Below are 26,224 nucleotides of genomic sequence, written 5' to 3' on the forward strand. Positions count from 1 at the left end.
CATTCATTGCCGAAAATACTCCGACAACCCTAAGGTCGCCGCACAAACATTTCACAACAATCAAATGCATGACACACTGTTGAGTTCTCAAACATCAGACACGCCCGCGTGTCTCACCGGTGACCCGGCGCCCTTTCGCGGGGCAACCTGAGCAACGCTACTCACGTTGCGGTACTCGGTCAACTTGACGTTGGCCCCGCCCCTCGGCGGTTGGTCTGTGCAAGCAAGAAGCCCTCCGGTTTGCCCGGGGGCTTCGGCCGCTTGCGGCGACAGAGAGAACATTACAGACACGCGAACGGCATGCCAAATCGGGGGTCCCCTCGGCCGCAGCAGGGCGCATCTACGCCTGCGACGGGCCCCGCGCAGCACGCTGGCGCAGCTGCTGGAGCTGCTCGGCGACCCGCTCGGGAGCCGTGCCCCCACGCCCGTTGCGCGACTCCACGGAGCCCTCGGCCGTGAGCACGAGACGGACGTCGGGAGTGAGCGCCGGCGAGATCGCGGCGAACTCCTCGTCGGTCAGCGCGTCGAGCTCGACGCCGCGCGCCTCCGCCGTACGGACGCAGGCGCCGGCCAGCTCGTGGGCGATCCTGAACGGGACGCCCTGGCGGACGAGCCACTCGGCGATGTCGGTGGCGAGCGAGAACCCCTGCGGAGCGAGCTCGGCCATCCGCTCGACGTTGAAGACGAGGGTGGCGACCTGACCGGTGAACGCCGGCAGCAGGACCTCGAGGGTGTCGACCGAGTCGAAGACCGGCTCCTTGTCCTCCTGGAGATCCCGGTTGTAGGCCAACGGGAGGGCCTTGAGGGTGGTGAGCAGCCCGGCGAGGTTGCCGACGAGCCGCCCCGCCTTGCCCCGGGCGAGCTCGGAGATGTCGGGGTTCTTCTTCTGCGGCATGATGCTCGACCCCGTCGACCAGGAGTCGTGCAGCGTCACGAAGTCGAACTCCTTGGTCGCCCAGAGGATGACCTCCTCGGCGATCCGGCTGACGTCGATGCCGATCTGCGCGGTGACGTAGGCGAACTCGGCGACGAAGTCGCGGGCCGCCGTACCGTCGATGGAGTTGGCCGTGGAGCCGGTGAATCCCAGCTCGCGCGCGACCAGCTCCGGATCGAGGCCGAGGCTCTGACCAGCGAGCGCGCCGGAGCCGTACGGCGAGTCCGACTCGACCCGCCGCCGCCAGTCGTCGAGTCGGTCGACGTCGCGGAGCAGCGGCCACGCGTGCGCCAGGAGGTGGTGCGCGAGCAGGACGGGCTGGGCGTGCTGCAGGTGCGTCCGCCCCGGCATGATCGCCGGCTTGTCCCCCAGGTGGCGCTCGGCCTGGTCCGCAAGGGCTCCCACGAGGTCGAGGACGAGGCCCCTGATCCGGATCGCGTGGTCGAGCAGGTAGCAGCGGAACAGCGTCGCGATCTGGTCGTTGCGGGAGCGACCGGCGCGGAGCTTGCCACCGACGTCCGGACCCACCTCCTCGATCAACAGCCGCTCGAGGGCGCCGTGGACGTCCTCGTCGGAGTCGGCCGGCAGCAGCCGGCCCTGGCTGAACCGCTCGGCGAGGACGTCGAGACCGCGGTGCAGCTCGTTCTCCTCCTCGGCGGTCAGCAGGCCCGCGGCACCGAGCGCCTTGGCGTGCGCGTGCGACCCGGCGATGTCGTAGAGACCCAGGCGCCAGTCGAAGTGCGTGGAGCGCGAGAGCGCCTCGAGCTCGGGCGACGGGCCGCCCTCGAAGCGGCCGCCCCAGAGCTTGCCCTCGTTGGTGGTGCTGATCTCGCTCATCGCAGTACTCCGTCCAGCACCGCGGCGATCGCAGCGCGCATCATGTCGGGCATGTCGGCGGAGGCCGCCGTACCGTCGGCGGCCAGGTCGTCGGGCGTCCACCACGCGGCGCGGAAGATGTTGCCGACCTCCCCTGCGTCCAGGCCGTCGAAGCGGACGGTCACGTCCTCGGCGAGCGGGATCGCGTAGAAGGTCGAGTGGGAGACGTAGTCGGTGCCGTTCCAGGAGAACGGGTGCACCCCCGTGCCGAGCGGGCCGACCACGGCGGAGAGCTCGGCGACGATGCCGGTCTCCTCGACCAGCTCGCGCAGGGCAGCCTCCTCGTGCGACTCCCCCGGGTCGACGGCCCCGCCGACGCTGATCCAGTGCAGGTCACCGGGGAACGCGGGGTCCTGCGCCTCGAGCAGCAGCACGCGCCCCTGGGGAGACACCGGCAGCAGCCGGGCCGCGGTGCGGTGGATGGGCTCGGGCATCAGTCGGTCCCGAGCTCCATGGCCGCCTCCTCGATGACGGCCTGGGCGTCGGGGTCCTCCACGACGTCCGGGTTGGCCGTGATCTGGTCGTAGCCACCGGCCGGCAGCTCCCCGAACAGGGTGCCGTTCTCGACGAGCACCGTGCCCTGGTCGAGCGGCTGGCCGGCGTACAGCTCCAGCTTGGCGCGGCTGTCGGCGATGTCGAGGTTGCGCATGGTGAGCTGGCCGATGCGGTCGGTCGGCCCGAAGGCGGCGTTCTCGACGCGCTCCATCGAGAGCTTCTCCGGGTGGTAGGAGAAGTTCGGGCCCTCGGTCTTGACGATCGTGTAGTCGTCGCCGCGACGGAGCCGCAGCGTGACCGTGCCGGTCACCAGGGAGGCGATCCAGCGCTGGATCGACTCGCGCAGCATCAGCGCCTGCGGGTCGAGCCAACGGCCCTCGTAGAGCAGGCGGCCGAGCTTGCGGCCCTCGAGGTGGTAGTTCGCCAGGGTGTCCTCGTTGTGGATCGCGTTGAGCAGGCGCTCGTACGCCGCGAACAGCAACGCCATGCCGGGCGCCTCGTAGATGCCGCGCGACTTGGCCTCGATGATGCGGTTCTCGATCTGGTCGGACATGCCGAGGCCGTGCCGACCGCCGATCGTGTTGGCCTCGACGACGAGGGCCACCGCGTCGTCGTACCGCTTGCCGTTGAGGGCGACCGGACGGCCGGCCTCGAAGGTGATGGTGACGTCCTCGGTCTCGATCGCGACCGACGGGTCCCAGAACTTCACGCCCATGATCGGCTCGACGACCTCGAGCGAGACGTCGAGGTGCTCGAGGATCTTCGCCTCGTGGGTGGCGCCCCAGATGTTGGCGTCGGTGGAGTAGGCCTTCTCGGTCGAGTCGCGGTACGGGAGGCCGTGCTCGACGAGCCACTCGCTCATCTCGTGCCGACCGCCGAGCTCGTTGACGAAGTCGGCGTCGAGCCACGGCTTGTAGATGCGCAGCTCCGGGTTGGCCATCAGGCCGTAGCGGTAGAACCGCTCGATGTCGTTGCCCTTGTACGTCGAGCCGTCGCCCCAGATGTTGACGTCGTCGGCCTGCATCGCGCGCACCAGCATGGTGCCGGTGACGGCGCGGCCGAGCGGGGTGGTGTTGAAGTAGGCCTTCGAGCCCGAGCGGATGTGGAAGGCCCCGCACGCGAGCGCAGCCAGGCCCTCCTCGACCAGCTGCGGCTTGATGTCGACCGCGCGGGCGATCTCGGCGCCGTACTGCTTGGCACGGGCGGGGACGCCGGCGATGTCCGGCTCATCGGGCTGCCCGATGTCGGCGGTGTAGGTGCACGGGATCGCGCCCTTGTCCCGCATCCAGGCGACGGCCACCGAGGTGTCCAGACCGCCGGAGAACGCGATGCCGACCTTCTCGCCGACGGGGAGGGACGTGAGGACCTTGCTCATTCGGTGATGCTTCCTTCTGCGAGGGCGGTGAACTTCTTGGCCAGCTTGTCGCCGCCGGCCGGGTTGCGGCCGATGACGAGGACCGTGTCGTCGCCGGCGATGGTGCCGAGGACGTCCAGCAGGTCCGCACGATCGACGGCGCTGGCGAGGAACTGGGCCGCGCCCGGAGGGGTGCGGAGGATGACCAGGTTGGCGCTGGCCTCGGCGCTGACGAGCAGCTCGGTCGCGAGTCGGGCCAGCCGGTGGCCGGCGGCGGCGGACTCCCCCGCGACCGGGGTGCGGTCGCCGCCGAGTGCGGGGACGGCGTACACGAGCGAGCCGGAGGGAGCGCGCACCTTGACCGCGTCGAGCTCGACGAGGTCGCGGCTCAGCGTCGCCTGGGTGACGTTGACGCCGCGCTCGGCCAGCAGCTCGGCGAGCTCCGGCTGCGAGTGCACCTCACGCCCGCCGAGCAGCTCGGTGATGAGCTGCTGACGGGCGCTCTTGGTCAGGGGCGTCAGGGCGTGCTCGCTCATCCGCCGTCGCCTCGTCGCTCCTGCAACCAGGCGAGGACCGCCTTCTGCGCGTGGCGGCGGTTCTCGGCCTCGTCCCAGACGACGCTCTGCGGACCGTCGATCACGTCGGCGTCGATCTCGCTGCCGCGGTACGCCGGCAGGCAGTGCAGCACGATCGCGTCGTCCTTGGCGTTCTTCATCAGCTCGGTCGTGACGGCGTACGGGGCGAAGACGGCGCGGCGTGCGGCGGCCTCGTCCTCCTTGCCCATCGAGACCCAGGTGTCGGTGACGACGACGTCGGCGTCCTTGACGGCGACGTCGGGATCGACGGCGATGCGGACCGAGCCGCCGGTCTGCTCACCGATGGCCGCGGCCCTGTCGAGCACCTCGGTGTCGGGGACGTAGCCCTCCGGGCAGCCGAAGACGACATGCATGCCAGCGGTCACGCCGGCGAGGGCCCAGGAGTTGCCCATGTTGCAGGCCGCGTCGCCGAGGAACGCCACGGTCAGGCCGGCGGTCGCGCCCTTGTGCTCGCGGATCGTGAGCAGGTCGGCCAGCAGCTGGCAGGGGTGGAACTCGTCGGTCAGCGCATTGACGACGGGTACGCCGGAGAGCGCGGCCATCTCGTCGAGGGCCGTCTGCGCGTAGGTGCGCCACACGATCATCGAGGCCTGCCGGCCCAGCACCCGCGCCACGTCGGCGACCGACTCGCGCTTGCCGATCCCGGCCAGCGCCCCGTCGACCAGCATCGGGTGACCGCCGAGCTCGGCGATGCCGGCGGCGAAGCTCGCCTGCGTGCGCAGGGTCGGCTTGTCGAAGATCATCGCGACCGTGCGTGGGCCGGCCAGCGGCTTGGCGTCGTACGGCGCTGCCTTCAGGCTGGCCGCGAGGTCGAGGACCTCCGCCTGCTCGGCGGGCGTGAGGTCGTCGTCGCGGAGGAAGTGGCGGGTCATGCGGTGACTCCTGCGTCGTCGAGGATGGACGGCCAGGCGGCCAGGAACGCGTCGACCTCGTCGGCCGTGACGATGAGCGGCGGGGCGAGGCGGATCCGGTCGGGGCCGGTGGCGTTGATGATCCAGCCGGCGTCCTGCGCGGCCGCGACGACAGCGGGGGCCTGGGCCGCTGCCAGGGTGAGGCCGACGAGGACGCCGCAGCCGCGGACCTCGGTCACCCGGGGATCGGCGGCGAGGCCCGCACGGAGCCGGTCGCCCATGGCCGTGGCGTTCGCCAGCAGCCCGTCGGACTCGATCGTGTCGATGACCGCGAGCGCGGCCGCGGTGGCGACGGGGTTGCCGCCGAAGGTGGTGCCGTGGTTGCCCGGCTGGAGCAGGGTGGCGGCGTCCCCCAGGCCGATGCAGGCGCCGATCGGGATGCCGCCGGCGAGGCCCTTGGCCAGGGTGACGATGTCGGGGACGATGCCGGACGGCTGGCTCGCGAGCCAGGTGCCGGTGCGCCCCATGCCGCTCTGGATCTCGTCGAGCCACAGCAGCGCGCCGTGCTCGCTGGTGATCCGGCGGGCCGCCTGCAGGAACTCCGAGGACGCGACGTTGACGCCGGCCTCGCCCTGGAGCGGTTCGATGATCACCGCGGCGGTGCTGTCGTCGACCGCTGCGGCGAGCGCGTCGACGTCGGCGTACGGGACCCAGGTGACGTCGCCCGGCAACGGTTCGAAGGGCTCCCGGTAGGCGGCCTTCGAGGTCAGCGCGAGGGCACCCATCGTGCGGCCGTGGAAGGCGTCCTCCATGGCGACGATCCGGGTGCGGCCGGTACGCCGGGTCATCTTGAGCGCGGCCTCGTTGGCCTCGGCGCCGGAGTTGCAGAAGAAGACCTTGGTCTCGATACGCTCGCTGGCGCTCGCTACTCGACCAACGACTGGCTGGACCAGGTCGCCGAGCTTCTCGGCCAGCTCGACCTGCGGCGTGCTGGCGAAGAAGTTCGAGATGTGGCCGAGGGTCTGCAGCTGGGTGGTCACTGCGTCGACCAGCGCCGGGTGGGCGTGACCCAGCGTGTTGACGGCGATGCCGCCGAGGAAGTCGACGTACTCCTTGCCGTCGACGTCGGTCACGCGACAGCCCTTGCCGGAGGCCAGCACCAGCTTCGGCGTGCCGAAGGTGTTCATGACGGCGCCGGCGTACCGGTCCAGCCACTGCTGCGTGCTCACCTGCCCACCTCCCGGGCCTTGCGGGTCTTGGTGCTGACGCCGGGCAGCACCTGGGTGCCGACGCCCTCGTCGGTGAACAGCTCGAGCAGCACCGCATGCCGCTCGCGGCCGTCGACCACGGTCGCGCGAGGGACTCCCCCGCGCACCGCCTGCAGGCAGGCGGTCATCTTCGGGATCATGCCGCTCGCGAGCGACGGCAGCATCTCCTCGAGCGCCTCCGGGCTGATCTCGCCGATGACCTCCTCGGGGTCCGGCCACGAGGCGTAGAGGCCCTCCACGTCGGTGAGGACGAGCAGCTTCTCCGCGCCGAGCGCCGCGGCGAGCGAGGCGGCGGCGGAGTCGGCGTTGACGTTGTGGACGACGCCGGCCGCGTCGGGCGCGACGCTGGAGACGACCGGGATCCGGCCGGCCTCGATCAGGTCGATCACCGACTCGGGCCGGACGTGGGTCACCTCGCCGACGAGGCCGAGGTCGACCTCCTCGCCGTCGACGACGGTGCCGGTCGCGGTCGCGGTGAACAGGCCGGCGTCCTCACCGGACAGGCCGACCGCCAGCGGGCCGTGCTCGTTGATCAGCCCGACCAGCTCCCGCTGGACCTGGCCGACGAGCACCATCCGGACGACGTCCATCGCCTCGGGGGTCGTGACCCGCAGACCGCCGCGGAACTCCGACTCGATGCCGAGCCGGTCGAGCATCTGCGAGATCTGCGGACCACCGCCGTGGACGACGACGGGCCGGAAGCCGGCGAAGCGGAGGAACGCGATGTCCTCGGCGAACGCGCGCTTGAGCGTGTCGTCGGTCATGGCGTTGCCGCCGTACTTGATGACCACGATCTTCCCGTGGTACGCCTTCAGCCACGGCAGCGCACCCGCGAGGATGGCGGCCTTGGTCGGGTCGGGCCTTCCGGGCTGCGCGGTCACGACGAGTACGCGCTGTTCTCGTGGACGTAGGCGTGGGTCAGGTCGTTGGTCCAGACGGTGGCCTGGGCGTCACCCGACTTGAGGTCGATGGTGACGGTGACCTTCCGCGGCGTCAGGTCGACCGTGGCGGGGTCGGCGGCGGGCGTCGAGTTCCGGCACACCCAGACGTCGTTGATCGCGACGTCGAGGTCGGCCGGCTCGAAGGTGGCGCTCGTCGTACCGACGGAGGCGAGGATGCGGCCCCAGTTCGGGTCGTTGCCGAAGACGGCGGCCTTGAACAGGTTGCTCCGGGCAACGCTCCGGCCGACCTCGACCGCCTCGTCCTCGCTGACCGCGTTGATGGTGCTGATGGAGATCTCGTGGCTGGCGCCCTCGGCGTCGGCGAGGAGCTGGGTCGCGAGCGTGGTGCACAGCTCGGTGAGGGCCGCGGTGAACCCCTCGACCGTCGGTGTGACGCCGCTGGCGCCGGAAGCCATGACGGTCACGGTGTCGTTGGTGGACTGGCAGCCGTCGGAGTCGAGCCGGTCGAAGCTGACCCGGGTCGCGGCACGGAGGGCCTTGTCGAGGTCGGCGGCGGGTACGACGGCGTCGGTCGTGATGACGACGAGCATGGTGGCGAGCGCGGGGGCGAGCATGCCCGCGCCCTTCGCCATACCGCCGATCGACCAGCCGTCGCCCTGCACCACGACCTGCTTGCTGACGGTGTCGGTGGTCATGATCGCGTGCGCCGCGTCGTCGCCGCCGTCCTTCGACAGCTGCGCGACCGCGTCGACGACACCGCCGAGGATGTTCTCGCGGGTGCTGGTGAGGCCGATGAGACCGGTCGAGCAGACGACCACGTCACCCGCGCCGATGCCGACGAGCTCGGCGACCTTCTCGGCGGTGGCGTGGGTGGTCTGGAAGCCCTCGGGGCCGGTGTAGCAGTTGGCGCCGCCGGAGTTGAGGGCGACCGCCTTGACGATGCCGTCCTTGACGACCTGCTCGCTCCACAGGACCGGGTTGGCCTTGCAGCGGTTGCTGGTGAAGACGGAGGCGGAGTCGAAGTTCGGGCCCTGGTTGACGACGAGGGCGAAGTCCTTGGCGCCGGTGGACTTGAGGCCGGCGGCGACGCCGGCGGCGACGAAGCCGGCGGGGTGGGTGACGCTCACGGTGGTGATCCTTGCGCTAGCTGAGGTGGGAGGGGACGGCGGGGGCGGTGTCGTGCCCCGATCGTCGCCAGGCCTCCTCGGCCGCGTCGGCCTGCGCCGTCGGGACCAGGATCCAGTCGGTGTCGTAGGTCGACAGGGTGAGCACCGGGATGCCGTCCTCGGCGAGCGGGCCGAGCAGGGCGTGCAGCACGCCGACCTCGGTGGTCTCGAGCTCGTCGGTGAGGCAGAAGGCGGTGAACGGCTTGTGGTGCTTGGCCTTCTTCGGCACGCTCCGGCCCGCGCAGATCAGGCTCGTCTCGGTCGCGGTGGCCGTGATCGAGAAGACCGAGGACGACTCGGCCCACTCCGGGATCTCGGCGCCCGGCGCGAGCCGGACGACGGCCAGGGTCTCCGGGAAGCGGGCGAGGTGGAAGGTCCGGGCTGACGCGGTCACGGCGCGACTCCTACGGTCGAGAGGCCGGTGGTCTCGGGGAGGCCGAGGGCCAGGTTCATGCACTGTACGGCGGCGCCGCCGGTGCCCTTCGCGAGGTTGTCGATCGCGCCGATGGCGACGAGCCGACCCGCAGTCTCGTCGACGGTCACCTGCAGGTGGACGGCGTTGGAGCCGAGCACGCTCTGGGTCTGCGGCCACTGACCGGCCGGCAGCACGTGGATGAACGGCTCGTCGGCGTACGCGTCGACATAGGCCTGTCGGGCCTGCTCGGCCGTGACGCCGTCGACGACCGGGGCGCTGCAGGTGGCCAGGATGCCGCGACTCATCGGGACGAGCAGCGGAGTGAAGGAGACCGTCACGTCGGCGTCGGTGAGCCGGCCGAGGTTCTGGGTGATCTCGGGGGTGTGCCGGTGGACGCCGCCGACGCCGTAGGCGCTGGTGTTGCCCATCGTCTCGCTGCCGAGCAGGTGGGTCTTCGCGGACTTGCCGGCACCGCTGGTGCCGGAGGCGGCGACCACGACGACGTCAGGCTCGACGAGGCCGGCCGCGACGGCGGGCGCGAGGGCGAGGCTGGAGATCGTCGGGTAGCAGCCGGGGACGGCGATCCGCTTCGCGCCGGTGAGCGTCGCGCGCAGGCCGGGGAGCTCGGGCAGGCCGTAGGGCCAGGTGCCGGCGTGATCCGAGCCGTAGAACCTCTCCCACTCCGCGGCGTCCTCGAGCCGGAAGTCGGCACCGCAGTCGACGACGACCACGTCGTCACCGAGCTGCTCGGCGATCGCGGCGGACTGGCCGTGCGGGAGGCCCAGGAAGACGACGTCGTGCCCGGTGAGGTTGTCGACGGTGGTCTCGAGCAGCACCCGGTCGACCAGGGGCAGCAGGTGCGGCTGGAGCGAACCGAGCTTCTCCCCCGCGTTCGATCCCGCGGTGAGCGCGCCGATCTCCACGCCGGGGTGGCCGAGCAGCAACCGGAGCACCTCGCCCCCGGCGTACCCACTGGCGCCGGCGACGGCGACCTTGACCTTGTCCATATGCATGATCATACACAACCCTGCATGTTCATGTGCACCGGGTTCCGGGCTGAAACCGGCCACGTCGAAAAGTGAAGGCGGATTGAAACCGGCGCGGCCCACAGTAGCGCCATGAACTCCACCACTCCCCTCGCTGTCGAGGCGGTCGGTCTGGTCAAGACCTTCGGCGACTTCCGGGCCGTCGACGGCATCGACCTGGAGGTACGCCGGGGCGAGGTCTTCGGCGTCCTCGGCCCGAACGGCGCCGGCAAGACCACGACCCTGTCCATGCTCGCGACCTTGCTGCCGATCGACGGGGGCCGGGCCTCCCTGTTCGGCGTCGACGTCGCGTCCCACCCGCACCAGATCCGACAGCTCGTCGGCGTGACCGGGCAGTACGCCTCCGTCGACGAGAACCTGACCGCGGCCGAGAACCTCGTCCTCTTCGCCCGGCTGCTCGGCCGGTCCACGCGCCAGGCGCGCGTGATCGCCGACGAGCTGCTCGCTCGGTTCGACCTGGCCGAAGCGGCCAGCCGACAGATCAAGAACTTCTCCGGCGGCATGCGGCGCCGGCTCGACCTGGCCGCGTCGCTCATCGCCCAGCCGCCGCTGATCTTCCTCGACGAGCCGACGACCGGCCTGGACCCGCGCACCCGCGGCCAGATGTGGGACACGATCCGCGAGCTCGTCGCGAACGGGTCGACGATCCTGCTGACGACGCAGTACCTCGACGAGGCCGACCAGCTCGCCGACCGGATCGCTGTCATCGACCGCGGCCGCAAGGTCGCCGAGGGCACGTCCGAGCAGCTCAAGACCAGCGTCGGTGACTCGACGCTGCACGTGCGGTTCTCCGACAAGGAGCGCACGAGCGAGGCCGCGGCGATCGTCGAGCGGCTGCTCGGCGAGGCGCCAGTCCTGACCCCGGAGGCCGGTGGGCTCAACGTCGCGCTGCCGGACGCGAACCGCGCGGCCGACGTACTCATCGCGTTGCGGGAGGCACGTCTCGACATCACCACCGCCTCGGTGCGCCAGCCCACCCTCGACGAGGTCTTCCTGGCCCTCACCGGTCACCACTCCGAGGACGACCACGCCCAGGACGACACCGACGACACCGGAAGGGAGGTGGCCTGATGACCACCCTCCAGAGCACCCCTGAGACCTCGATCGGCGCACGCGTCGTCGACCCCGCTGCCGGGCTGTCCCTGCGGCCCAGCCTGCGTGACACCGTCGACCAGACGATGGCGATGGCATGGCGGGCCCTCAAGAAGATGCGCCGCAACCCGGAGCAGTTCTTCGACGTGGCGCTGCAGCCGATCCTGTTCACCGCGATGTTCGGCTACATCTTCGGCGGCGCGATCTCCGGCTCGGTGAGCGCCTACCTGCCGCTGATGATCCCCGGCATCCTGGCGCAGACCACGCTGACCGCCTCGATGGCCAGCGGCACGCAGATGCGCGAGGACATGGACAAGGGCGTCTTCGACCGCTTCAAGTCGCTGCCGATCGCCCGGATCGCTCCGCTGGCGGGCCCGGTCATCGCCGACCTGTTGCGCTACGGCATCGCCGCGACCATCACCATCGCGGTCGGGATGCTGATGGGCTACCGGCCAGGCGGTGGCTTCCTCGGCGTCGCGGCCGGGTGGCTGATGACGATCGTCGCCGGCTGGTCGCTGTCCTGGATCTTCGTGGCGCTCGGGACCGTCGCCAGGTCGGCGATGGCCGTGCAGGGCATCGGGATGATGATCATGTTCCCGCTGACGTTCCTGTCCAACGCCTACGTGCCGACCAGCACGCTGCCCGGGTGGCTCAAGGCGTTCGTCCAGGTGAACCCCGTGTCGCACGTGGTCACGGCGGTGCGGGACCTGATGAACAACGGCGACGTCACGCTCGAGGTCCTCTGGGCTCTCGGCGGGTGCGCGATCGTCGTCGCGATCTTCGCCCCGCTCGCGATGCGGGGGTACGCGCGCAAGATGTGACCTCAGTACAGCCGGCCGACCAGGCGCCGGGCGTCGTCGAGCAGATCTGCTCCGCGGCGCCCGGCGTACTCGTCCTGCACGCCGCCCAGGACGCCGGGTGCGATGCGCTCGGCATCCTTCACCGCTCTCTCCCAGCGCAGGGCGGGCGCGAAGCGGTGGTAGGACAGGCCGTCGGCGACGACGAGCAGCCGGAGGGCGTCCTCGGCGGGCAGCGCCGCACGGTTGAGGGCCCAGAGACCGATCGCGAAGAGCAGGACGCCCGCGACGGGCAGGTCGATCATCTGGCGCGACTCGGCGAGGACCGGGCGTGCCTTCGCCGTGAGGGCGGCGTACAAGTCGGCGCCGTCGTCGGCCTCGGCGTGCCGCACGTGGGCCGCGAGGGCGCTGGCCTCGGTGAAGATCACCCACGGCACCATGTTCGGCTCGTCCTCGGTGCCGGGGAACCGCAGCTGGGACATCGCGGCGATGCTGTCGCGGAAGCACGCCAACCCCTCGTCGACGCGACCGCGGGCGAGCAGCACCTCGCCGCGCAGGGACAGCAGGGCGCCCTTCGAGCCGAACGGGCCCTGGCCGCTGATCTCGCCGAGCGCCTCGACGATCCGCTCGGCCTCGTCGACGCGGCCCATCTCGAGGGCCGCCATGCCGAGGATCGCCTCGGACTGCACGACGTCGTCGAGCGCGCCGAGCCGGCGGAGGCCGGGCAGCGCGGCGGTGGCGTGGTGGGCCGCGCCGCGCACGTCCCCGATCTGGGCGTGCAGCGCGCAGAGCTGGGCGTGCAGCACAGCGCCCAGCCACGGACCGTGCTCGCCGGTGGTGAGCTCGAGCGCCTTCGTCGCCGCGTCGATCGCCGCCGCGGGATCGGCACCGTTCTCCCGGTCGTGGCTGAGGAACTGGTACGTCGTCGCACGGACCCGCGGGTCGGGGTCCCCGGCGAGGCGCTCGAACAGCTCCTCCGCCTCGTCCGTGCCGCGGCGGTCGTGGGCGAGCAGGATCGTGAGCATGGTGCGCAGGTGCGCGCTGGGCGAGTCGACGCCGATCCGGTCGGCGATGCGTCGTGCCACCGCCTCCTCCTCGGCGCCGGTCAGGATCGCGCCCATCAAGCAGCTGGCGAGGGTGACCCGGGCCGGTTCGAGCAGGTCGGCGGGAGGCCTCCAGCCGTCGATGGCCCGCGCGACCGCGGGGCCGACGGTGAACGCGCGTGGATGGTCGCCGACGATCGCCCAGTAGCCACCGAGCGCGCTGTAGATGCGGACGACGCCGGCGCGGTCGCCCGCCGCGATCACCTGCCGCAGCACGTCGGCGAGGTTCGTGACCTCCGCGCGCAGGGCCTCGACGGCCTCGACCTGGTCGGCGGTGAACAGCCGCGTACCCCAGGTGGTGCAGAAGTCGACCGCCCAGCGTCGCTGGGCCGCGACGGCGTCGTCGCGCTCCCCCGCGTCGACCAGCTGCATCCGGCCGAACTCGCGCACGGTCTCCAGCATCCGGTAGCGGATGCCCGTCGACTCCTCGGCGACGACGAGCAGCGAGCTGTCCACCAGCTGCTCCACCGAGGCCAGCGCGTCGGGGCCGAGCAGCGCCTCGGCGCCGCCGATGGTGAAGCCGTCGTGGAACACCGACAGCCGCCGCAGGGCGCGGCGCTCGCGAGGATCGAGCAGGTTCCAGGACCAGTCGATGACGGCGAGCAGCGTCTGGTGCCGGTCGGGGGCGCTGCGGTCTCCCCCGCGCAGCAGCGCGAAGCGGTTCTCCAGGCGCGCGTCGACCTCGGCCACGCTCATCGCCCGCACCTTCACCGCCGCCAGCTCGATGGCGAGCGGAAGGCCGTCGAGGCGGGTGACGATGCTCGCGACGGCATCGGCCGGCAGCGCGACGCCGGGCCGGGCCGCCGCCGCGCGCTGGCAGAACAGCTCCGCCGCGTCGCGGACGTCCAGGGTGCGCAGCGGGAACACCTGCTCGGCCGCGATGGCGAGCGGGATCCGGGTCGTGGTGAGCACGCGGAGCCGGGGCGCTGTCGTCACGACGTAGGCGACGAGGTCGGCGACGGCCTCGATGAGGTGCTCGCAGTTGTCGAGCACCAGCAGGGTCGGCGCCTGGTCGAGCTGCTGGGCGATGCGGGTGCGGACGTCGCGCCGCTCGGCAGCGGTCAGCACCCGGCGCCCGCTCACCGAGTCGCGTACGCCGAGGGCCGAGCCGAGCTCGGACGCGAGGTCCTCGGGGTCGACCACCCCGACCAGCTCGACGACATGGACGACCGGTTGCTCGGCGTACGTCGCCGCGAGCTGGGCCAGCCGGGTCTTGCCCAGGCCGCCCGGACCGAAGATCGACACGACCCGGTGGGTGCGGAGGAGCCGCTGCAGCTCGTCGAGCGCGTCGTCGCGGCCGACCAGGCTCGAGGCGTAGTGCCGCAGCCCGGATCGCACCGGGCTGTCACTCGCCAGCAGCTCGCGGTGCAGGTCCTGGAGGTCGGGTGAGGGGTCGATGCCGAGCCGGTCGGCCAGGTCGGAGCGGTGCTGCTCGTACCGCTCCAGCGCCGTGGGTACGCCGTGCACGGCCGCCGTCGCGCGCAGGAGCGCCACCACGACCTCGTCGTCGGCGGTCGCGCGCTCGAGGAGAGGGAGGGCGTCGGCGTACGCACCCTCGGCGGCGAGGCGCAGCCCGACCGGCCGAAGGGCCCAGGCGTCCACGTCCTCGGGAGCGAGGGCGAGCCGGTAGCCGACGGCGGTGCGCTCGATGGCGTTGGCCGCCGTCGCCGACCGGGCGCGGGACACGACTACCTGGAGCGCCTTGGTCGGGTTGGCGGGCAGGTCGTCGGCCCAGATCTCGTCGATCAGGGCGTGCTCGCCGATTCCCCGGGGACCGGCATCGACCAGCGCGCGGAGCAGGGCGTGCGTGCGCTCGCCGGGGACGGGTGAGCCGTCCCAGGTCACGTCGTCGAGGACGTGCAGGCGCGCAGCGCTCATTGCGCCAGCACCAGTGCGCCCAGGGCGACGATCCAGCTGACGAAGCTGCCGACCAGGAAGTACTCGGTCAGCAGGTGGATCCGGTCCTCACCGCGCCGCGACTGCAGCTCCGGGAAGCGGAGCAGACCCTTGGCCGCGATGACCACACCGGCCGCCGTGAGCGCACCACTGAGGCCGAAGCCGAAGATGACGAGGCGCTCCATGGGGCCGAGCAGCCGCCCGCCCTTGAGCTCCTGCTCCGGACCGCTCGGGGCGTCCTGCTTCATCGGGCTGATCGTGTGCGTCGCCGAGAGGACCAGGCGGACGACCACGTTGCCGGTCGAGAGCTGGACGAGGGCGGCGCCGAGCACGACGAGGAAGTGGTCGGCGGACATGCCGCTCAGCACCGGCAGGGATGCGTCGTCGAGCCAGTGCCGCAGCGGGCCGCCGGCGGCATCGGCCCAGGGCGAGCAGAGGATCGTCACCAGGAGGGCGAGGGCGAGCAGGGTGAGCGGGACGGCCGGCCGGTTCCGGCCGAAGCCGCGGGTGACGGTGCGCCCCCAGGCCAGGGTGACGACGACGAGGAGGACGACCGCGGCGAGGTCGCGCACGTGCACGAGGCCGGCGAGCAGCGCCACGGCGACCACCGTGACCGCACCGACGCACTCCGGCACGACCGGCCGGTGGCGCAGGGAGTGGACCAGGTCGGTCACGCCGAGACCGATCAGCAGCAGGGCGACCCAGCTCATGTCCGTCCTCCCTTCCTCAGCCCACCCGTGCGAGCAGCTCGTCGGCGCGCACCAGCGTCCCGAGCCCGTCGCGCCGCACCCGCTGCGAGAGCGCAGACGCCGAGACACCGAGGTCCGCAGCGAGCTCGCGCTGGGTGCGCCCCTCGAGCAGCCCCCGCAACAGCATGACCGATCGCTCCGACAGTGAACCCACGAGCTCGTCGCGGCAGAGCAGCGCGGCGTTGATCGCGTCCGGCTGCGGGCCGTCGGTGCCCTCTCCGCAGACGTACGCCGTGCGCGACCCGCGCAGCGCGGCCCGGCCGGACGCTGCCTCGGCCTGCTCGATCGCCTCGCGGGCGGCCCACCAGGCCGGGCCGTCCTCGACCCGCGGCTCGTCGCGGAGCACGGACGTCGTGCCCCAGCCGATGCCGTGCCGGACGTCGTGGTCGGGCAGCAGGGCGAGCCGCAGCACGAGCGACGCCCGACAGGCGTCGCCGACCGTGGCGAAGCAGCCCTGGTACTCGTCCCCGATGGTGATCCGCAACGGCACGACCGGCGACATCCGCTCGTTGACGGCGTCGATCGCCGCCACGACGTCGTCGTGCAGGCCGCCACGGCGGTCCCACTCCGCGCGGGAGCCGACGACGTCGCCGATCAGCGCGGCGAGCGGTGCAGCGGTCATGTGCAGAGAATACCTTCATTTCTCGAAAATGAAGGTATCTCCTTCATTGACGTCAGGCGCGCTGGACGGCGCCGGTGACCTCCGCTGCCCGCGCCACGGCCGCGTCGCGCGCGGCCGCTGTCTCGGCCTCCGTCAACGTGCTGTCAGGCGACCGGAACCGGAGCGCGAACGCCAGGGACTTGCGGCCCTCGCCGATCTGGTCGCCGGTGTAGACGTCGAAGAGCCGGACCGACTCCAGCAGCGGGCCCGCACCCTCGCGCAGGGCCTCCTGGACGGCGGCCACCGTCACGTCGGCGTCGACCACCAGGGCGACGTCCTCCTTGGCGAGCGGCATGGTCGAGAACGACGGCCCCGGACGTACGTCGGGCGCGCTGGCCATCAACAGGTCGAGGTCGATCTCCAGGGCCGCCGTACGCTCCGGGAGGCCGAAGGCCCGGCAGACCGCGGGGTGCAGCTCGCCGGCGTGGCCCAGGACCGCGTCACCGATGCGGAGCTCGGCACAACGCCCCGGGTGCCACGGCGCGAGGGCCGCGGACGTCGTCGTGACGGCGACACCGAGCTCGTCGGCGAGCCGGCGGACGAGCCCGACGGCGTCGGACCAGGTCGCGGTGCACCCCTTGCCCCACCACCCGGCACGCTCGGACTCGCCGGACAGGACCACCGCGAGGTGCAGCGGCTGGCGCGGGAGAGCGGCGAGCAGCGCGTCGAGCTCGGCCTGGCTCGGCCGGCCGTCCACACCGTAGATCGGCGTCGCACCACCGGTCGGGAACGCGACGGTGGCGGTCTCGAAGAGCGCGACGCCGGGAGCGCCGCGGCCCAGGTTGCGGTTGGCCGCCTTCAGCACGCCCGGCAGCAGCGTGGTCGTGTACGCCGGCTCCTCCGAGGAGATCGGGTTCGCCAGGCCGACCGTGGTGCGGCGCGGGTCGTCGGCCGGCAGGCCGAGCTGGTCGAAGGTCGCCTCGCCGACGAACGGGAAGCTCACCACCTCGACGCAGCCGGCACCGGCCAGGGTCCGGGTGATCCGGCGGCGCAGCTGCTGGGAGCGGGTCAGCCCGCGGCCGGTCGCGCGACGCGGCAGGACGGACGGGACCTCGTCGTACCCGACGATGCGGACGACCTCCTCGACCAGGTCGTAGGGATCGTTGAGGTCGGGCCGCCAGCTCGGCGGAGCGACGGTCAGCTCGTCACCGGCGGTCTCGACGCTCGCCCCGATCGCGGTCAGGTCCGCCACGACGGTGGCGGCGTCGATGCCGATGCCGCTGATCCGCGCCGGGAGGTCGGCGGCGATCGTGATCGTCGGGCGCTCGGGGGCCGTGCCGACCAGCGTGAAGCCCGGGTCGGCGGTCGCACCGCCGTGGGCGACGAGCAGCTCGACGACCCGGTCGGCCGCCACCGCGGGCAGCAGCGGGTCGACGCCGCGCTCGAAGCGCTTGGACGCCTCCGAGCCGAGCTTGTGCCGCTTCTGCTGGCGGAAGATCGTGGTCGGGTCGAAGTGCGCGGCCTCGACGACGATGTCGGTCGTCGTCGCGGAGATTTCCGTGTCGGCGCCGCCCATCACGCCGGCCAGACCGATCGGCCCGTTGTCGTCGGCGATCAGCAGGTCCTCGGGGTCGAGGGTGCGGGCGACGTCGTCGAGCGTGGTGAGCTTCTCCCCCGCCTGGGCGCGGCGGACGCGGATCGGGCCGCCGAGCTTGGCGCGGTCGTAGCAGTGGTTGGGCTGGCCGAGCTCGAGCATGACGTAGTTGGACACGTCGACGGCGAGGGAGATGGACCGCATGCCCGCCTGCTCCAGGCGCTTGCGCATGAAGTCAGGGGTGGGCGCCGTCGGGTCGAAGCCGCTGACCGTGCGGGTCGAGAACACCGGGCACCCGGCGGGGTCGTCGACGACGACCTCGTAGGCCTTGCCGTCGACGGCCGGGGTCGGCCGGTCGGCCGGGTCGGTGAACGGCAGGTCGAAGCCGAGCGCGGCCTCGCGGGCGATGCCGCGCAGGCTGAGCGCGTAGGCGCGGTCCGGGTTGATCTCGAACTCGATGACCTCCTCGTCGAGGCCGAGCAGGGCGAAGACGTCGTCGCCGGGCTGACCGGCGTCCGCCGGCAGCACGATGATCCCGTCGTGGTCCTCGCCGATGCCGAGCTCGCGGGCCGAGCAGATCATGCCGGCACTCAGGTGCCCGTAGGTCTTGCGCTCGGAGATCGCGAAGCCACCGGGCAGGACGGCGCCCGGGAGGCACACGACGACCAGGTCGCCGGGGCCGAAGTTGTGGGCACCGCAGACGATGCCCTGGGGCTCACCGGTGCCGTTGGCGTCGCCGACGTCCACGGTGCACCAATTGATCGTCTTGCCGTTCTTCTGCGGCTCCTTGTCCTGCGTCAGGACGCGTCCGATGACGAGCGGGCCGGTGATGTCGGCCTTGTCGATCGCCTCGAGCTTCAGCCCGAGCGCGGTCAGGCGGTCGGTGAGCGCCTCGGTGGAGACCGAGTCCGGCAGGTCGACGTACTCCTTGATCCAGGAGATCGGCGCCTTCATCTCACAGCTCCGTTCCGAAAGCAGTGGTGAACCGGACGTCGCCCTCGAAGAGGGTCCGGAGGTCCTCGAGGCCGTGCCGGAACATCAGGGTCCGGTCGATGCCCATGCCGAACGCGAAGCCGCTGTAGCGGTCGCTGTCGACGCCACAGGCGCGCAGCACGCGCGGGTTGACGATGCCGCAGCCGCCCCACTCGATCCAGCCCTCGCCGCGACAGGTGCGACAGGCCGTGCGGTCGACGGCGCCCGCGCCCCGGCACACGAAGCAGATCAGGTCGACCTCGGCGCTCGGCTCGGTGAACGGGAAGTACGACGGGCGGAACCGCGTCGTGATGCCCTCGCCGAACATCTGCGTGGCGAAGTGGTCGAGGGTGCCCTTGAGGTGCGCCATCGAGATGCCCTCGTCGATGGCCAGGCCCTCGACCTGGTGGAACATCGGGCTGTGGGTCGCGTCGTACTCGTCGGTGCGGAAGACGCGACCGGGGCACACCACGTAGATCGGCGGGGTGCGGGTCAGCATGGTGCGCGCCTGCACCGGGCTGGTGTGGGTGCGCAGCACGAGGTGGTCCTCCGCCGGGTCGGTCCAGAAGGTGTCCTGCATGGTGCGCGCCGGGTGGTCCGGGCCCAGGTTGAGCGCGTCGAAGTTGAGCCACTCGGCCTCGATGACCGGACCCTCGGCGACCTCCCAGCCCATCGCGACGAAGATGTCGGCGATCAGCTCGGCGCCGGTGGTGAGCGGGTGCCGGGCACCGACCGGGAGCCGGTCGGTCGGCAGGGTGACGTCGACAGCCTCCTCGACCAGCATCCGCGCCTCGTGCTCGGCCTCGAGCACGACCTGCCGCTCGGCGAGCGCCTTCGCGATGGCGCCCTTGGCCTGGCCGACACGCTGGCCGGCCTCCTTGCGGGCCTGCGGCGGCAGCGCGCCGATCTCGCGGTTCGCCAGCGCGATCGGCGAGCGGTCGCCCGCGTGCTCCAGGCGAGCGGCCTTCAGCTGCTCGAGGTCGGAGGCAGCAGCGATCGCCACGAGCGCGGCGTCACGGGCCGCGTCGATCTCGGCCTGCTGCAGGGGGGTGACCTCGACCGGGTCGTAGTCGGTGTTCGGGCCGGACATCGGTGCCTTTCTCGGCGGGCGGGACAGCCGCCAGTCTAGGAAGCGGCGCAGCGGGGTGGCGACCGGGATACCGCGGGTGGACTCCGACCCGCCTCAGGCGGGGAAGCCCTCGGCGATCGCCCGCAGCCGAGCGACGTACGCCGGCCAGTCGACGTCGTCGGGCACGTTGTTGCCGTCACCGTGCCAGCCGACCGCTCCATCGACCTCCTCGCGCAGGATGTCGGCCTGCCCCGCGTGGCGGTCCAGGTCGGTCAAGGTGTGCACCAGGATCCGGTGCAGCGTGACCGGGGTGTCGCCCCAGTGCGCCACGCGGCCGGGACCGTCGAGCGGCGTCGCGGCGATGGTCTCGTCGGCGAAGGCCCACACCTGCCGGTAGAACGCGACCAGCTCGGCCACCGGGACGTCGGCCGGCAGCACCCAGTCGGCCTGCGGGTCGTCGTCGTACCGCTCCTCGGCGATGGCGCACGGGTGCTCCGGCGCGGGCCAGGGCCGTCCGAAGGTCGGACCGAAGTAGACGATCTCGACGTTCGCGCAGTGCAGGACGATCCCGGCCAGGCTGGTGCCGGTCGGGGTGCGCGGCATCCGCGCGGCGCGCTCACCGACTCCGTCGAGCTTCGCGAGCAGGGAGTCTCGACTGGCCTGCAGGTAGTGGTGCAGCGCGTGCTTCGGCTCGTTCATCTCCTCAGTCACGACGCACCTCGCTCACCTTCCACCGAACCGTCACGCGGTTGCCGCCGCCCGGCGCGTCGTCGATCACGGTCGTGCCGCCGAGGGCCTTCATGAGGGCGTTGACGACGTACAGACCGAGGCCGGATCCGCCTCCGGTGCCGACGGTCCAGAACTTGGTGAAGACGCGGTCCCGGAGCTCGGCCGGGATCCCCTCCCCTTCGTCGGTCACCACGGCCTCGGCGTACGACGGGTCGCCGGGTGTGAGACGGACGGTGACCCGCACCTCCCCCTCGCCGTGCCGCAGCGCGTTCTCGACGAGGTTGGTGATCACCTGGGTCGCCTTGTCCGGGTCGGCGTGGACCATCGGTCGGTCGACGATGTCGAGGACGATCGGTCGCGACGTCGACACGCTGGTCGAGGCGACCACCCGCTGCGCCTTCAGGGCCAGGTCGGTGGGCCGGATGTTGAGCTGCAGCCGGCCGGTGTCGATCCGGGCGACGTCGAGCAGCTCGGCGATCAGCCGGGCCAGCCGCTCGGCGTCGGTGCTGACGGTCGTGAGCATCAGCTTCCTCTGGTCGTCGGTGAGCTTGTCCCAGCGGTTCAGCAGGGCGTTCACGAAGCCCCGGACTCCCGAGAGCGGGGAACGCAGCTCGTGGGCGACGGTCGCCACGAGGTCGGAGCGCTCACGGTCCAACCGGGCGCGCCCGCGGCCCGACCGGAGGCTGACGGCCACCCGATCGATCGGGCCGAGCCTCGCCACCCGGGTGAGCCGAACGGTCACCAGCACCTCGGTGCCGTCAGGCAGCAGCCAGCTCTGCTCGCCCACGCCGGTGCGGATCGCGAGGCCGACGTAGGGATCGGCGACATCGGTCCAGCGGGCGCCGTCGTGGTCGGTGAGGGCGAGGACGTCACCCAGCTTCTCCCCGACCGCGTCGTCGGCGTCGATCCCGAGCATCTCGGCCGCCACCCGGTTGACGAGGACGACCACACCGTCGGCGTCGGCGATGACGACGCCGTCGGGCAGCAGGTCGATCGAGGCGGCGGCCATGCCCCGAATCTAGGGCATGTCTGCTTGTCTGGCGCCGTCGCGAGCGGCGTCCGGTGCGTGCGCCGGCAAGGCGGACGAGGGAGCGATGCCGGAGGCCTCGTGACCGAGGACAACGTGGCCGGCGTGCGTGCCGGGCGTCGCGCAGCAGGCGCCAGACAAGCCGCCATGCCCTGTGGGCATGTCGGAGCCGTCAGGCGGGCTCCGGCTCAACACCGCCGAGCGGGACCTCGGCCTCGAGCGGGCTGCGCGGGACCGCGTCGACGTGCTCCATGAGCGCGAGCACCAGGATGCCGCCGACCAGCAGCGACCCGGCACCGATCCAGGACGTGATCTGCATGCCCCCGGGGAGGTCGCCGAAGTGGTGGGCGGCGTACTTGATCGCGATGCTGGCCAACGTCGCCAGGCCGAGCGCGCCACCGATCTGCTGGATGGCCTGCTGGATCCCGGACGCCAACGAGGAGTCCTCGCCGGTCACCTCGTGCAGCGATGCGTTGCCGATCGCGGGGAAGCTGAGCCCGGAGCCGATGGCGAGCACCACCATGCCCGGCAGGATGTTGGCCCAATAGCTCGTGCCGCTGCCGATCGTCGAGGTCAGCACCATGCCGACGGCGTCGAGGAAGAAGCCGATGGCCAGCAGGCGCTTGACGCCCAGCTTCGGCATCAGGCCGGTGCCGACACCGATGCCGGCGCCGATGCACAGGCCGAACGGCAGGTACGACAGGCCGCCCTTGATCGGGCCCCAGTGCATCGTCTGCTGCTCGACGAGGGTGAGCAGGAAGAAGTAGGAGAAGAACGCGCTCGAGAAGAACAGCGTGACCACGTTGGTCGTCACGCGCGTGCGGTTGCGGAAGAACGACAACGGGATCAGCGGGTCGCTCGAGCGGGCCTCGATGAGGACCATCAGCACCAGGAGCACGACGCCCGCGGTGATCGAGACCCACACACCGGTCGAGCTCCACGGGTGGTCGGCGGCGCGTAGCAGACCGTAGACCACGGCGAGCAGACCTGCCGTGCCGGTGATGGCGCCGAGGAAGTCGGGGCGATGGGGCTGCGGCGACTTGCTCTCGTCGACGAGGCGCGGCACGAGCAGCAGGGCGACGATCGCGACCGGCACGTTGATGAAGAAGATCCAGCGCCAGTCGAGGTGGGTGATGAAGCCGGAGATCACGGTGCCGGTGGTGCCGCCGAGGCCGGCGAGACCACCGAAGAGGCCGAGCGCCTTGATCCGCTCACCGGGATCGGTGAACAGGACCGCGATGATGCCGAGCGAGGCGGGCGCGGCCATCGCCTCACCCATGCCCTGGATGAACCGGGAGACGTCGATCATCAGGCCGCTCTGCGCGAAGCCGCAGCTGGCCGACGCGAGGCCGAACAGCGCGACACCCGCGAGGAACAGGGCCCGACGACCGACCAGGTCCGCGAGCCGGCCGCCGAGGAGCAACAGGCCGCCGGCCGCCAGGACATAGGCCTCGGCGACCCAGGCCAGCGCGCCCTCGGAGATGTCGAGGTCCCTCTGGATGCTCGGCAGGGCGACGTTCACCACGGTGACGTCGAGGATCAGCATGAACTGGATCAGGCCCAGGACGCCGAGCGCCTTCCAACGGCGCGGATCACTCTGGATGTCGGTCATGGCAGCAGCCAACCACCGAGCACCGACATCGAGGAGCCGCGCACCGCGAGCCTGCGAGCGGGGCGCGATGCGAGCGAGGTCGAGTGCGCTCACGGGCGAGCTCGCGAGCCCGTGACCGCGTGTATCGAGACCTGAGGGTCAGCCGCGCTGGGAACGCGCCGACGCGTAGAGGCAGACCGCCGCGGCCGTGGACAGGTTGAGCGACTCCGCCTGCCCGTAGATCGGGATGCTCACCACCCGGTCGGCGGCGACCCGGAGCTCATCGGGCAGGCCCCAGGCCTCGTTGCCGAACAGCCACGCGGTCGGCCCGCTCAGCTCCGTCTCGAAGAGGGACTCGCCGTCCATGTCGGCCGCCAGCACCTCGAGACCCGCCCCGCGTGCCCACGCGACCGCGGCGGCGGGATCCCGCTCGACCACCACAGGCAGGTGGAACGCCGAGCCGACCGAAGCCCGGATCGTCTTGGCGTTGTAGAGGTCCACCGCGTCGCCGGCGAGCACGACGGCGTCGGCGCCGGCCGCGTCCGCGCACCGGATGACGGTCCCCGCGTTCCCGGGGTCGCGGACGTCGGCGCAGATCGCGACCAGTCGCGGCGACACCAGGCCGCTGAGCGGGACGTCCAGGAATCGGCACACCGCGACCAGGCCGGCGGGCGTGACCGAGTCGGACAGCAGCTCGATCGCGCGGGGCTCGACCGGCGTGACGGGAGCGTGACCGAGTACGTCGGCGTACTGCTCGATCGCGGCCTCGGTCGCGAAGACCTCCTCCACGACGCCACGCGAGAGCGCGCCCTCGACGGCCTTCGGGCCGTCAGCGAGGAAGAGCCGCCGCTCCGTACGGACGGAGCGGCGGCTCAACTTCCTTGCGTCCTTCACGCGGGCGTTGCCCGCGGAAAGAGGAGGAGTCATGCTCAGGCGGAAGCCGGGGCGTTGACGTCCTCGGGCAGCGCGGCCCGGGCGGTCTCGACGAGCGCGTTGAACGCGGCGGTGTCGTTGACGGCCAGGTCGGCCAGGATCTTGCGGTCGACCTCGACGCCGGCCAGGTTGAGGCCCTGGATGAAGCGGTTGTAGGTCATGCCCTGCGCACGCGCGGCGGCGTTGATGCGCTGGATCCACAGGCGACGGAAGTTGCCCTTGTTCTTCTTCCGGTCGTTGTAGCTGTAGACCAGCGAGTGGGTGACCTGCTCCTTGGCCTTGCGGTACAGCCGCGAGCGCTGGCCGCGGTAGCCGCTGGCGCGCTCGAGGGTGGTACGACGCTTCTTGGCGGCGTTTACTGCGCGCTTGACGCGTGCCATCTCTAACTCCTTGTTGCTTCTTCAGTTCGCGGGCGCGTGCTCGGGGTCTGGGGCGGAGCCCCAGCAGGGGGACACGGGGGCGGAGCCCCCGTGCGTAGGCTCAGAGGCCGAGCATCTTCTTCGCGCGGGGGACGTCGTTCTTGGCGACCTCGACGTTGCCGGTGAGGCGACGGGTGACCTTGGAGGCCTTCTTCTCGAGGTTGTGGCGCTTGCCGGCCTTCTCCCGCAGGATCTTGCCGCTGCCGGTCACCTTGAAGCGCTTCTTCGCGCCCGAGTGGGTCTTGTTCTTCGGCATCTCGTGTTCTCTCTTATCTGCTCTACAGGTCGATGTCGGGGTCGAGGGCCTCGTTGGCGCGCTTGGCCTTCTTCGGCGTGCTCGCGGCAGCCGGGCGGTCGGCGTGCTCGGCGGCGACCTCGGCGGCCTTCTCGGCAGCGGCCTCCTGCTTGGCGGCCTTGACCTCGGCCAGCGCGGTGGCCTTCTTCTTGTTCGGACCCAGGACCATGATCATGTTCCGGCCGTCCTGCTTCGGGGCGGACTCGACGAATCCCAGCTCCTGGACGTCCTCGGCCAGCTTCTGCAGCAGCCGGAAGCCCAGCTCGGGCCGGTGCTGCTCGCGACCACGGAACATGATCGTGATCTTGACCTTGTCACCGGCGTTGAGGAACCGGACGACGTGGCCCTTCTTGGTCTCGTAGTCGTGCTGGTCGATCTTCGGACGAAGCTTCATCTCCTTGATGATCACGTTCGTCTGGTTCCGACGCGCCTCACGGGCCTTCTGGGCGTTCTCGTACTTGAACTTCCCGTAGTCCATGAGCTTGCAGACGGGCGGCTTGCCCATCGGCGCGATCTCGACCAGGTCGAGGTCGGCCTCCTGGGCCAGCTTGAGAGCCTGGTCCGTCGACACGATGCCGACGGTCTCCCCATTGGGTCCCACGAGGCGGACCTCGGGTACCCGGATCCGCTCGTTGATACGCAGCTCGGTGCTGATGTGTCCTCCAAGTTCGTCTTGTCCGGAGGCCACTGGCGCTAAAACTGGAAGTGGCTTCCGCTTGGTACAAGCGGAAGCCAGTCGACGACACCTGCTCCTCCGGCTCGCGCCGGCGCAGTGCCTGTGGACCGGACCCGACGACCTCGTTCGGTCGGTGCGGGTGGGAGACGGTGTTGCTCGGTGGTCCCCGCTTGTGGATCCGTCACTTCATTCGCATGGGGTGACGGATCGGTCAACGCCGATGCTACCGGAGTTGTTCCCCGTCGGCCGAATCCTCGGTGGGATCCGCCACACCGAGCCACCCCCACGCTCCGTCCGGAAGGCGCACGGGGCGCCAGCCGGCGGCGATGCGGTGCAGGTCGTCGCCCTCGAGCGCGAGCTGCACCGGGCCAGCCACGTCGACCACCAGCGCGGCCGCGCCCTCCTGGACCGCGGTGGCCGCGGCGAGGGGCGCCGCGACCGGGACCGGGCGCGCCTCGGGGTTCCACGCCGTCAGGCTGGCGGTGTCGGTGAAGGCGATGAGCGCCATCCGGCCGTCCGCGCCGGTGAGCAGGACCGCGGCCATGTCGCTGGTCTTGTCGCGGGCCAAGCCGTCGTCACCGACCTCCACCTCGCCGAGCACGGCCACGACGGGGACCAGCAGCCGGGCCTCGACCAGCGCGGCGAGCACCTCGGGGTAGGCGGCCGGGCCGGCGGCGTACGCCTGGAGCGCTGCGGTGAGCGCGGGGTCGGCGGCGCCGGTGTCGTCGACGTACTCCGAACCCTGGAGCCGGCGCTGGTTCGGGTGCTCGTCGGTCAC

General features: G+C 71.5%; 25 protein-coding genes. 2 read left to right on the forward strand and 23 right to left on the reverse strand.

Annotated features, from left to right (window positions below):
- Positions 1 to 340: 340 nt before the first annotated feature.
- The 10 genes from argH to argC are packed head-to-tail and all read right to left on the reverse strand — an operon-like array spanning position 341 to position 9,870.
- Entirely contained in the window at positions 341 to 1,771 is a 1,431-nt protein-coding gene (gene argH / locus ACYVAQ_RS17110; RefSeq protein WP_460791627.1) for an argininosuccinate lyase, read from the reverse strand.
- The gene (locus tag ACYVAQ_RS17115; RefSeq protein ID WP_460791628.1) at positions 1,768 to 2,244 is read right to left on the reverse strand and encodes an NUDIX hydrolase; all 477 of its coding nucleotides are present in this window, start codon (positions 2,242 to 2,244) and stop codon (positions 1,768 to 1,770) included. Before ACYVAQ_RS17115 ends, argH begins: the two co-directional genes overlap by 4 nt.
- On the reverse strand, positions 2,244 to 3,680 hold the full coding sequence (gene argG, locus ACYVAQ_RS17120) for an argininosuccinate synthase (protein ID WP_460791629.1): 1,437 nt from the start codon (positions 3,678 to 3,680) through the stop codon (positions 2,244 to 2,246). Before argG ends, ACYVAQ_RS17115 begins: the two co-directional genes overlap by 1 nt.
- On the reverse strand, positions 3,677 to 4,195 hold the full coding sequence (locus ACYVAQ_RS17125; RefSeq protein WP_460791630.1) for an arginine repressor: 519 nt from the start codon (positions 4,193 to 4,195) through the stop codon (positions 3,677 to 3,679). The genes argG and ACYVAQ_RS17125 overlap by 4 nt, the downstream gene beginning before the upstream one ends.
- Positions 4,192 to 5,127: an ornithine carbamoyltransferase gene (gene argF / locus ACYVAQ_RS17130; protein ID WP_460791631.1), complete on the reverse strand. Its 936-nt coding sequence runs from the start codon at positions 5,125 to 5,127 to the stop codon at positions 4,192 to 4,194. Before argF ends, ACYVAQ_RS17125 begins: the two co-directional genes overlap by 4 nt.
- A complete protein-coding gene (locus ACYVAQ_RS17135) occupies positions 5,124 to 6,335 on the reverse strand; it encodes an acetylornithine transaminase (protein WP_460791632.1) in 1,212 nt (403 codons plus the stop codon). Before ACYVAQ_RS17135 ends, argF begins: the two co-directional genes overlap by 4 nt.
- Complete coding sequence (argB, locus tag ACYVAQ_RS17140) at positions 6,332 to 7,255, reverse strand: acetylglutamate kinase (protein WP_460791633.1); 924 nt, start codon at positions 7,253 to 7,255, stop codon at positions 6,332 to 6,334. Before argB ends, ACYVAQ_RS17135 begins: the two co-directional genes overlap by 4 nt.
- Positions 7,252 to 8,403, reverse strand: a complete 1,152-nt coding sequence (argJ, locus tag ACYVAQ_RS17145; RefSeq protein ID WP_460791634.1) for a bifunctional glutamate N-acetyltransferase/amino-acid acetyltransferase ArgJ — start codon at positions 8,401 to 8,403, stop codon at positions 7,252 to 7,254. The genes argB and argJ overlap by 4 nt, the downstream gene beginning before the upstream one ends.
- A 16-nt stretch (positions 8,404 to 8,419) precedes the next feature.
- Entirely contained in the window at positions 8,420 to 8,836 is a 417-nt protein-coding gene (locus tag ACYVAQ_RS17150) for an ACT domain-containing protein (protein WP_460791635.1), read from the reverse strand.
- Positions 8,833 to 9,870, reverse strand: coding sequence for an N-acetyl-gamma-glutamyl-phosphate reductase (gene argC / locus ACYVAQ_RS17155; protein WP_460791636.1), 1,038 nt, complete (start codon positions 9,868 to 9,870; stop codon positions 8,833 to 8,835). Before argC ends, ACYVAQ_RS17150 begins: the two co-directional genes overlap by 4 nt.
- A 105-nt stretch (positions 9,871 to 9,975) precedes the next feature.
- Here argC and ACYVAQ_RS17160 point away from each other — a divergent pair, with 105 nt between their 5' ends.
- Positions 9,976 to 10,974: an ATP-binding cassette domain-containing protein gene (locus ACYVAQ_RS17160; RefSeq protein WP_460791637.1), complete on the forward strand. Its 999-nt coding sequence runs from the start codon at positions 9,976 to 9,978 to the stop codon at positions 10,972 to 10,974.
- Positions 10,974 to 11,816: an ABC transporter permease gene (locus tag ACYVAQ_RS17165; protein ID WP_460791638.1), complete on the forward strand. Its 843-nt coding sequence runs from the start codon at positions 10,974 to 10,976 to the stop codon at positions 11,814 to 11,816. The genes ACYVAQ_RS17160 and ACYVAQ_RS17165 overlap by 1 nt, the downstream gene beginning before the upstream one ends.
- Positions 11,817 to 11,818: 2 nt before the next feature.
- On the opposite strand, the gene ACYVAQ_RS17170 is transcribed toward ACYVAQ_RS17165, so the two are convergent.
- The 13 genes from ACYVAQ_RS17170 to ACYVAQ_RS17230 form a co-directional block, all read right to left on the reverse strand.
- Entirely contained in the window at positions 11,819 to 14,773 is a 2,955-nt protein-coding gene (locus tag ACYVAQ_RS17170) for an ATP-binding protein (RefSeq protein WP_460791639.1), read from the reverse strand.
- Entirely contained in the window at positions 14,770 to 15,501 is a 732-nt protein-coding gene (locus ACYVAQ_RS17175) for a hypothetical protein (RefSeq protein ID WP_460791640.1), read from the reverse strand. Before ACYVAQ_RS17175 ends, ACYVAQ_RS17170 begins: the two co-directional genes overlap by 4 nt.
- Before the next feature lie 16 nt (positions 15,502 to 15,517).
- Positions 15,518 to 16,162, reverse strand: coding sequence for a SatD family protein (locus tag ACYVAQ_RS17180; protein ID WP_460791641.1), 645 nt, complete (start codon positions 16,160 to 16,162; stop codon positions 15,518 to 15,520).
- A gap of 52 nt (positions 16,163 to 16,214) precedes the next feature.
- Entirely contained in the window at positions 16,215 to 18,689 is a 2,475-nt protein-coding gene (gene pheT, locus ACYVAQ_RS17185; protein WP_460791642.1) for a phenylalanine--tRNA ligase subunit beta, read from the reverse strand.
- Between the two features lies 1 nt (position 18,690).
- The gene (pheS, locus tag ACYVAQ_RS17190) at positions 18,691 to 19,797 is read right to left on the reverse strand and encodes a phenylalanine--tRNA ligase subunit alpha (protein WP_460791643.1); all 1,107 of its coding nucleotides are present in this window, start codon (positions 19,795 to 19,797) and stop codon (positions 18,691 to 18,693) included.
- A gap of 93 nt (positions 19,798 to 19,890) precedes the next feature.
- Positions 19,891 to 20,487 carry a DinB family protein gene (locus ACYVAQ_RS17195; RefSeq protein ID WP_460791644.1) on the reverse strand — a complete coding sequence of 199 codons (597 nt, stop codon included), beginning with the start codon at positions 20,485 to 20,487 and terminating at the stop codon, positions 19,891 to 19,893.
- Positions 20,480 to 21,514, reverse strand: coding sequence for a sensor histidine kinase (locus ACYVAQ_RS17200; RefSeq protein ID WP_460791645.1), 1,035 nt, complete (start codon positions 21,512 to 21,514; stop codon positions 20,480 to 20,482). Before ACYVAQ_RS17200 ends, ACYVAQ_RS17195 begins: the two co-directional genes overlap by 8 nt.
- Before the next feature lie 190 nt (positions 21,515 to 21,704).
- Positions 21,705 to 23,144, reverse strand: coding sequence for an MFS transporter (locus tag ACYVAQ_RS17205; protein ID WP_460791646.1), 1,440 nt, complete (start codon positions 23,142 to 23,144; stop codon positions 21,705 to 21,707).
- Positions 23,145 to 23,282: 138 nt separating this feature from the next.
- On the reverse strand, positions 23,283 to 24,050 hold the full coding sequence (locus ACYVAQ_RS17210; RefSeq protein WP_460791647.1) for a TrmH family RNA methyltransferase: 768 nt from the start codon (positions 24,048 to 24,050) through the stop codon (positions 23,283 to 23,285).
- Positions 24,051 to 24,052: 2 nt separating this feature from the next.
- On the reverse strand, positions 24,053 to 24,436 hold the full coding sequence (rplT, locus tag ACYVAQ_RS17215) for a 50S ribosomal protein L20 (protein ID WP_460791648.1): 384 nt from the start codon (positions 24,434 to 24,436) through the stop codon (positions 24,053 to 24,055).
- A 100-nt stretch (positions 24,437 to 24,536) separates the two neighbouring features.
- Positions 24,537 to 24,731, reverse strand: coding sequence for a 50S ribosomal protein L35 (rpmI, locus tag ACYVAQ_RS17220; RefSeq protein ID WP_460791649.1), 195 nt, complete (start codon positions 24,729 to 24,731; stop codon positions 24,537 to 24,539).
- 22 nt (positions 24,732 to 24,753) lie between these two features.
- On the reverse strand, positions 24,754 to 25,458 hold the full coding sequence (infC, locus tag ACYVAQ_RS17225; RefSeq protein ID WP_460791650.1) for a translation initiation factor IF-3: 705 nt from the start codon (positions 25,456 to 25,458) through the stop codon (positions 24,754 to 24,756).
- A gap of 211 nt (positions 25,459 to 25,669) precedes the next feature.
- Positions 25,670 to 26,224 carry an SseB family protein gene (locus ACYVAQ_RS17230; protein ID WP_460791651.1) on the reverse strand — a complete coding sequence of 185 codons (555 nt, stop codon included), beginning with the start codon at positions 26,222 to 26,224 and terminating at the stop codon, positions 25,670 to 25,672.

The organism is Nocardioides maradonensis (assembly GCF_054777115.1).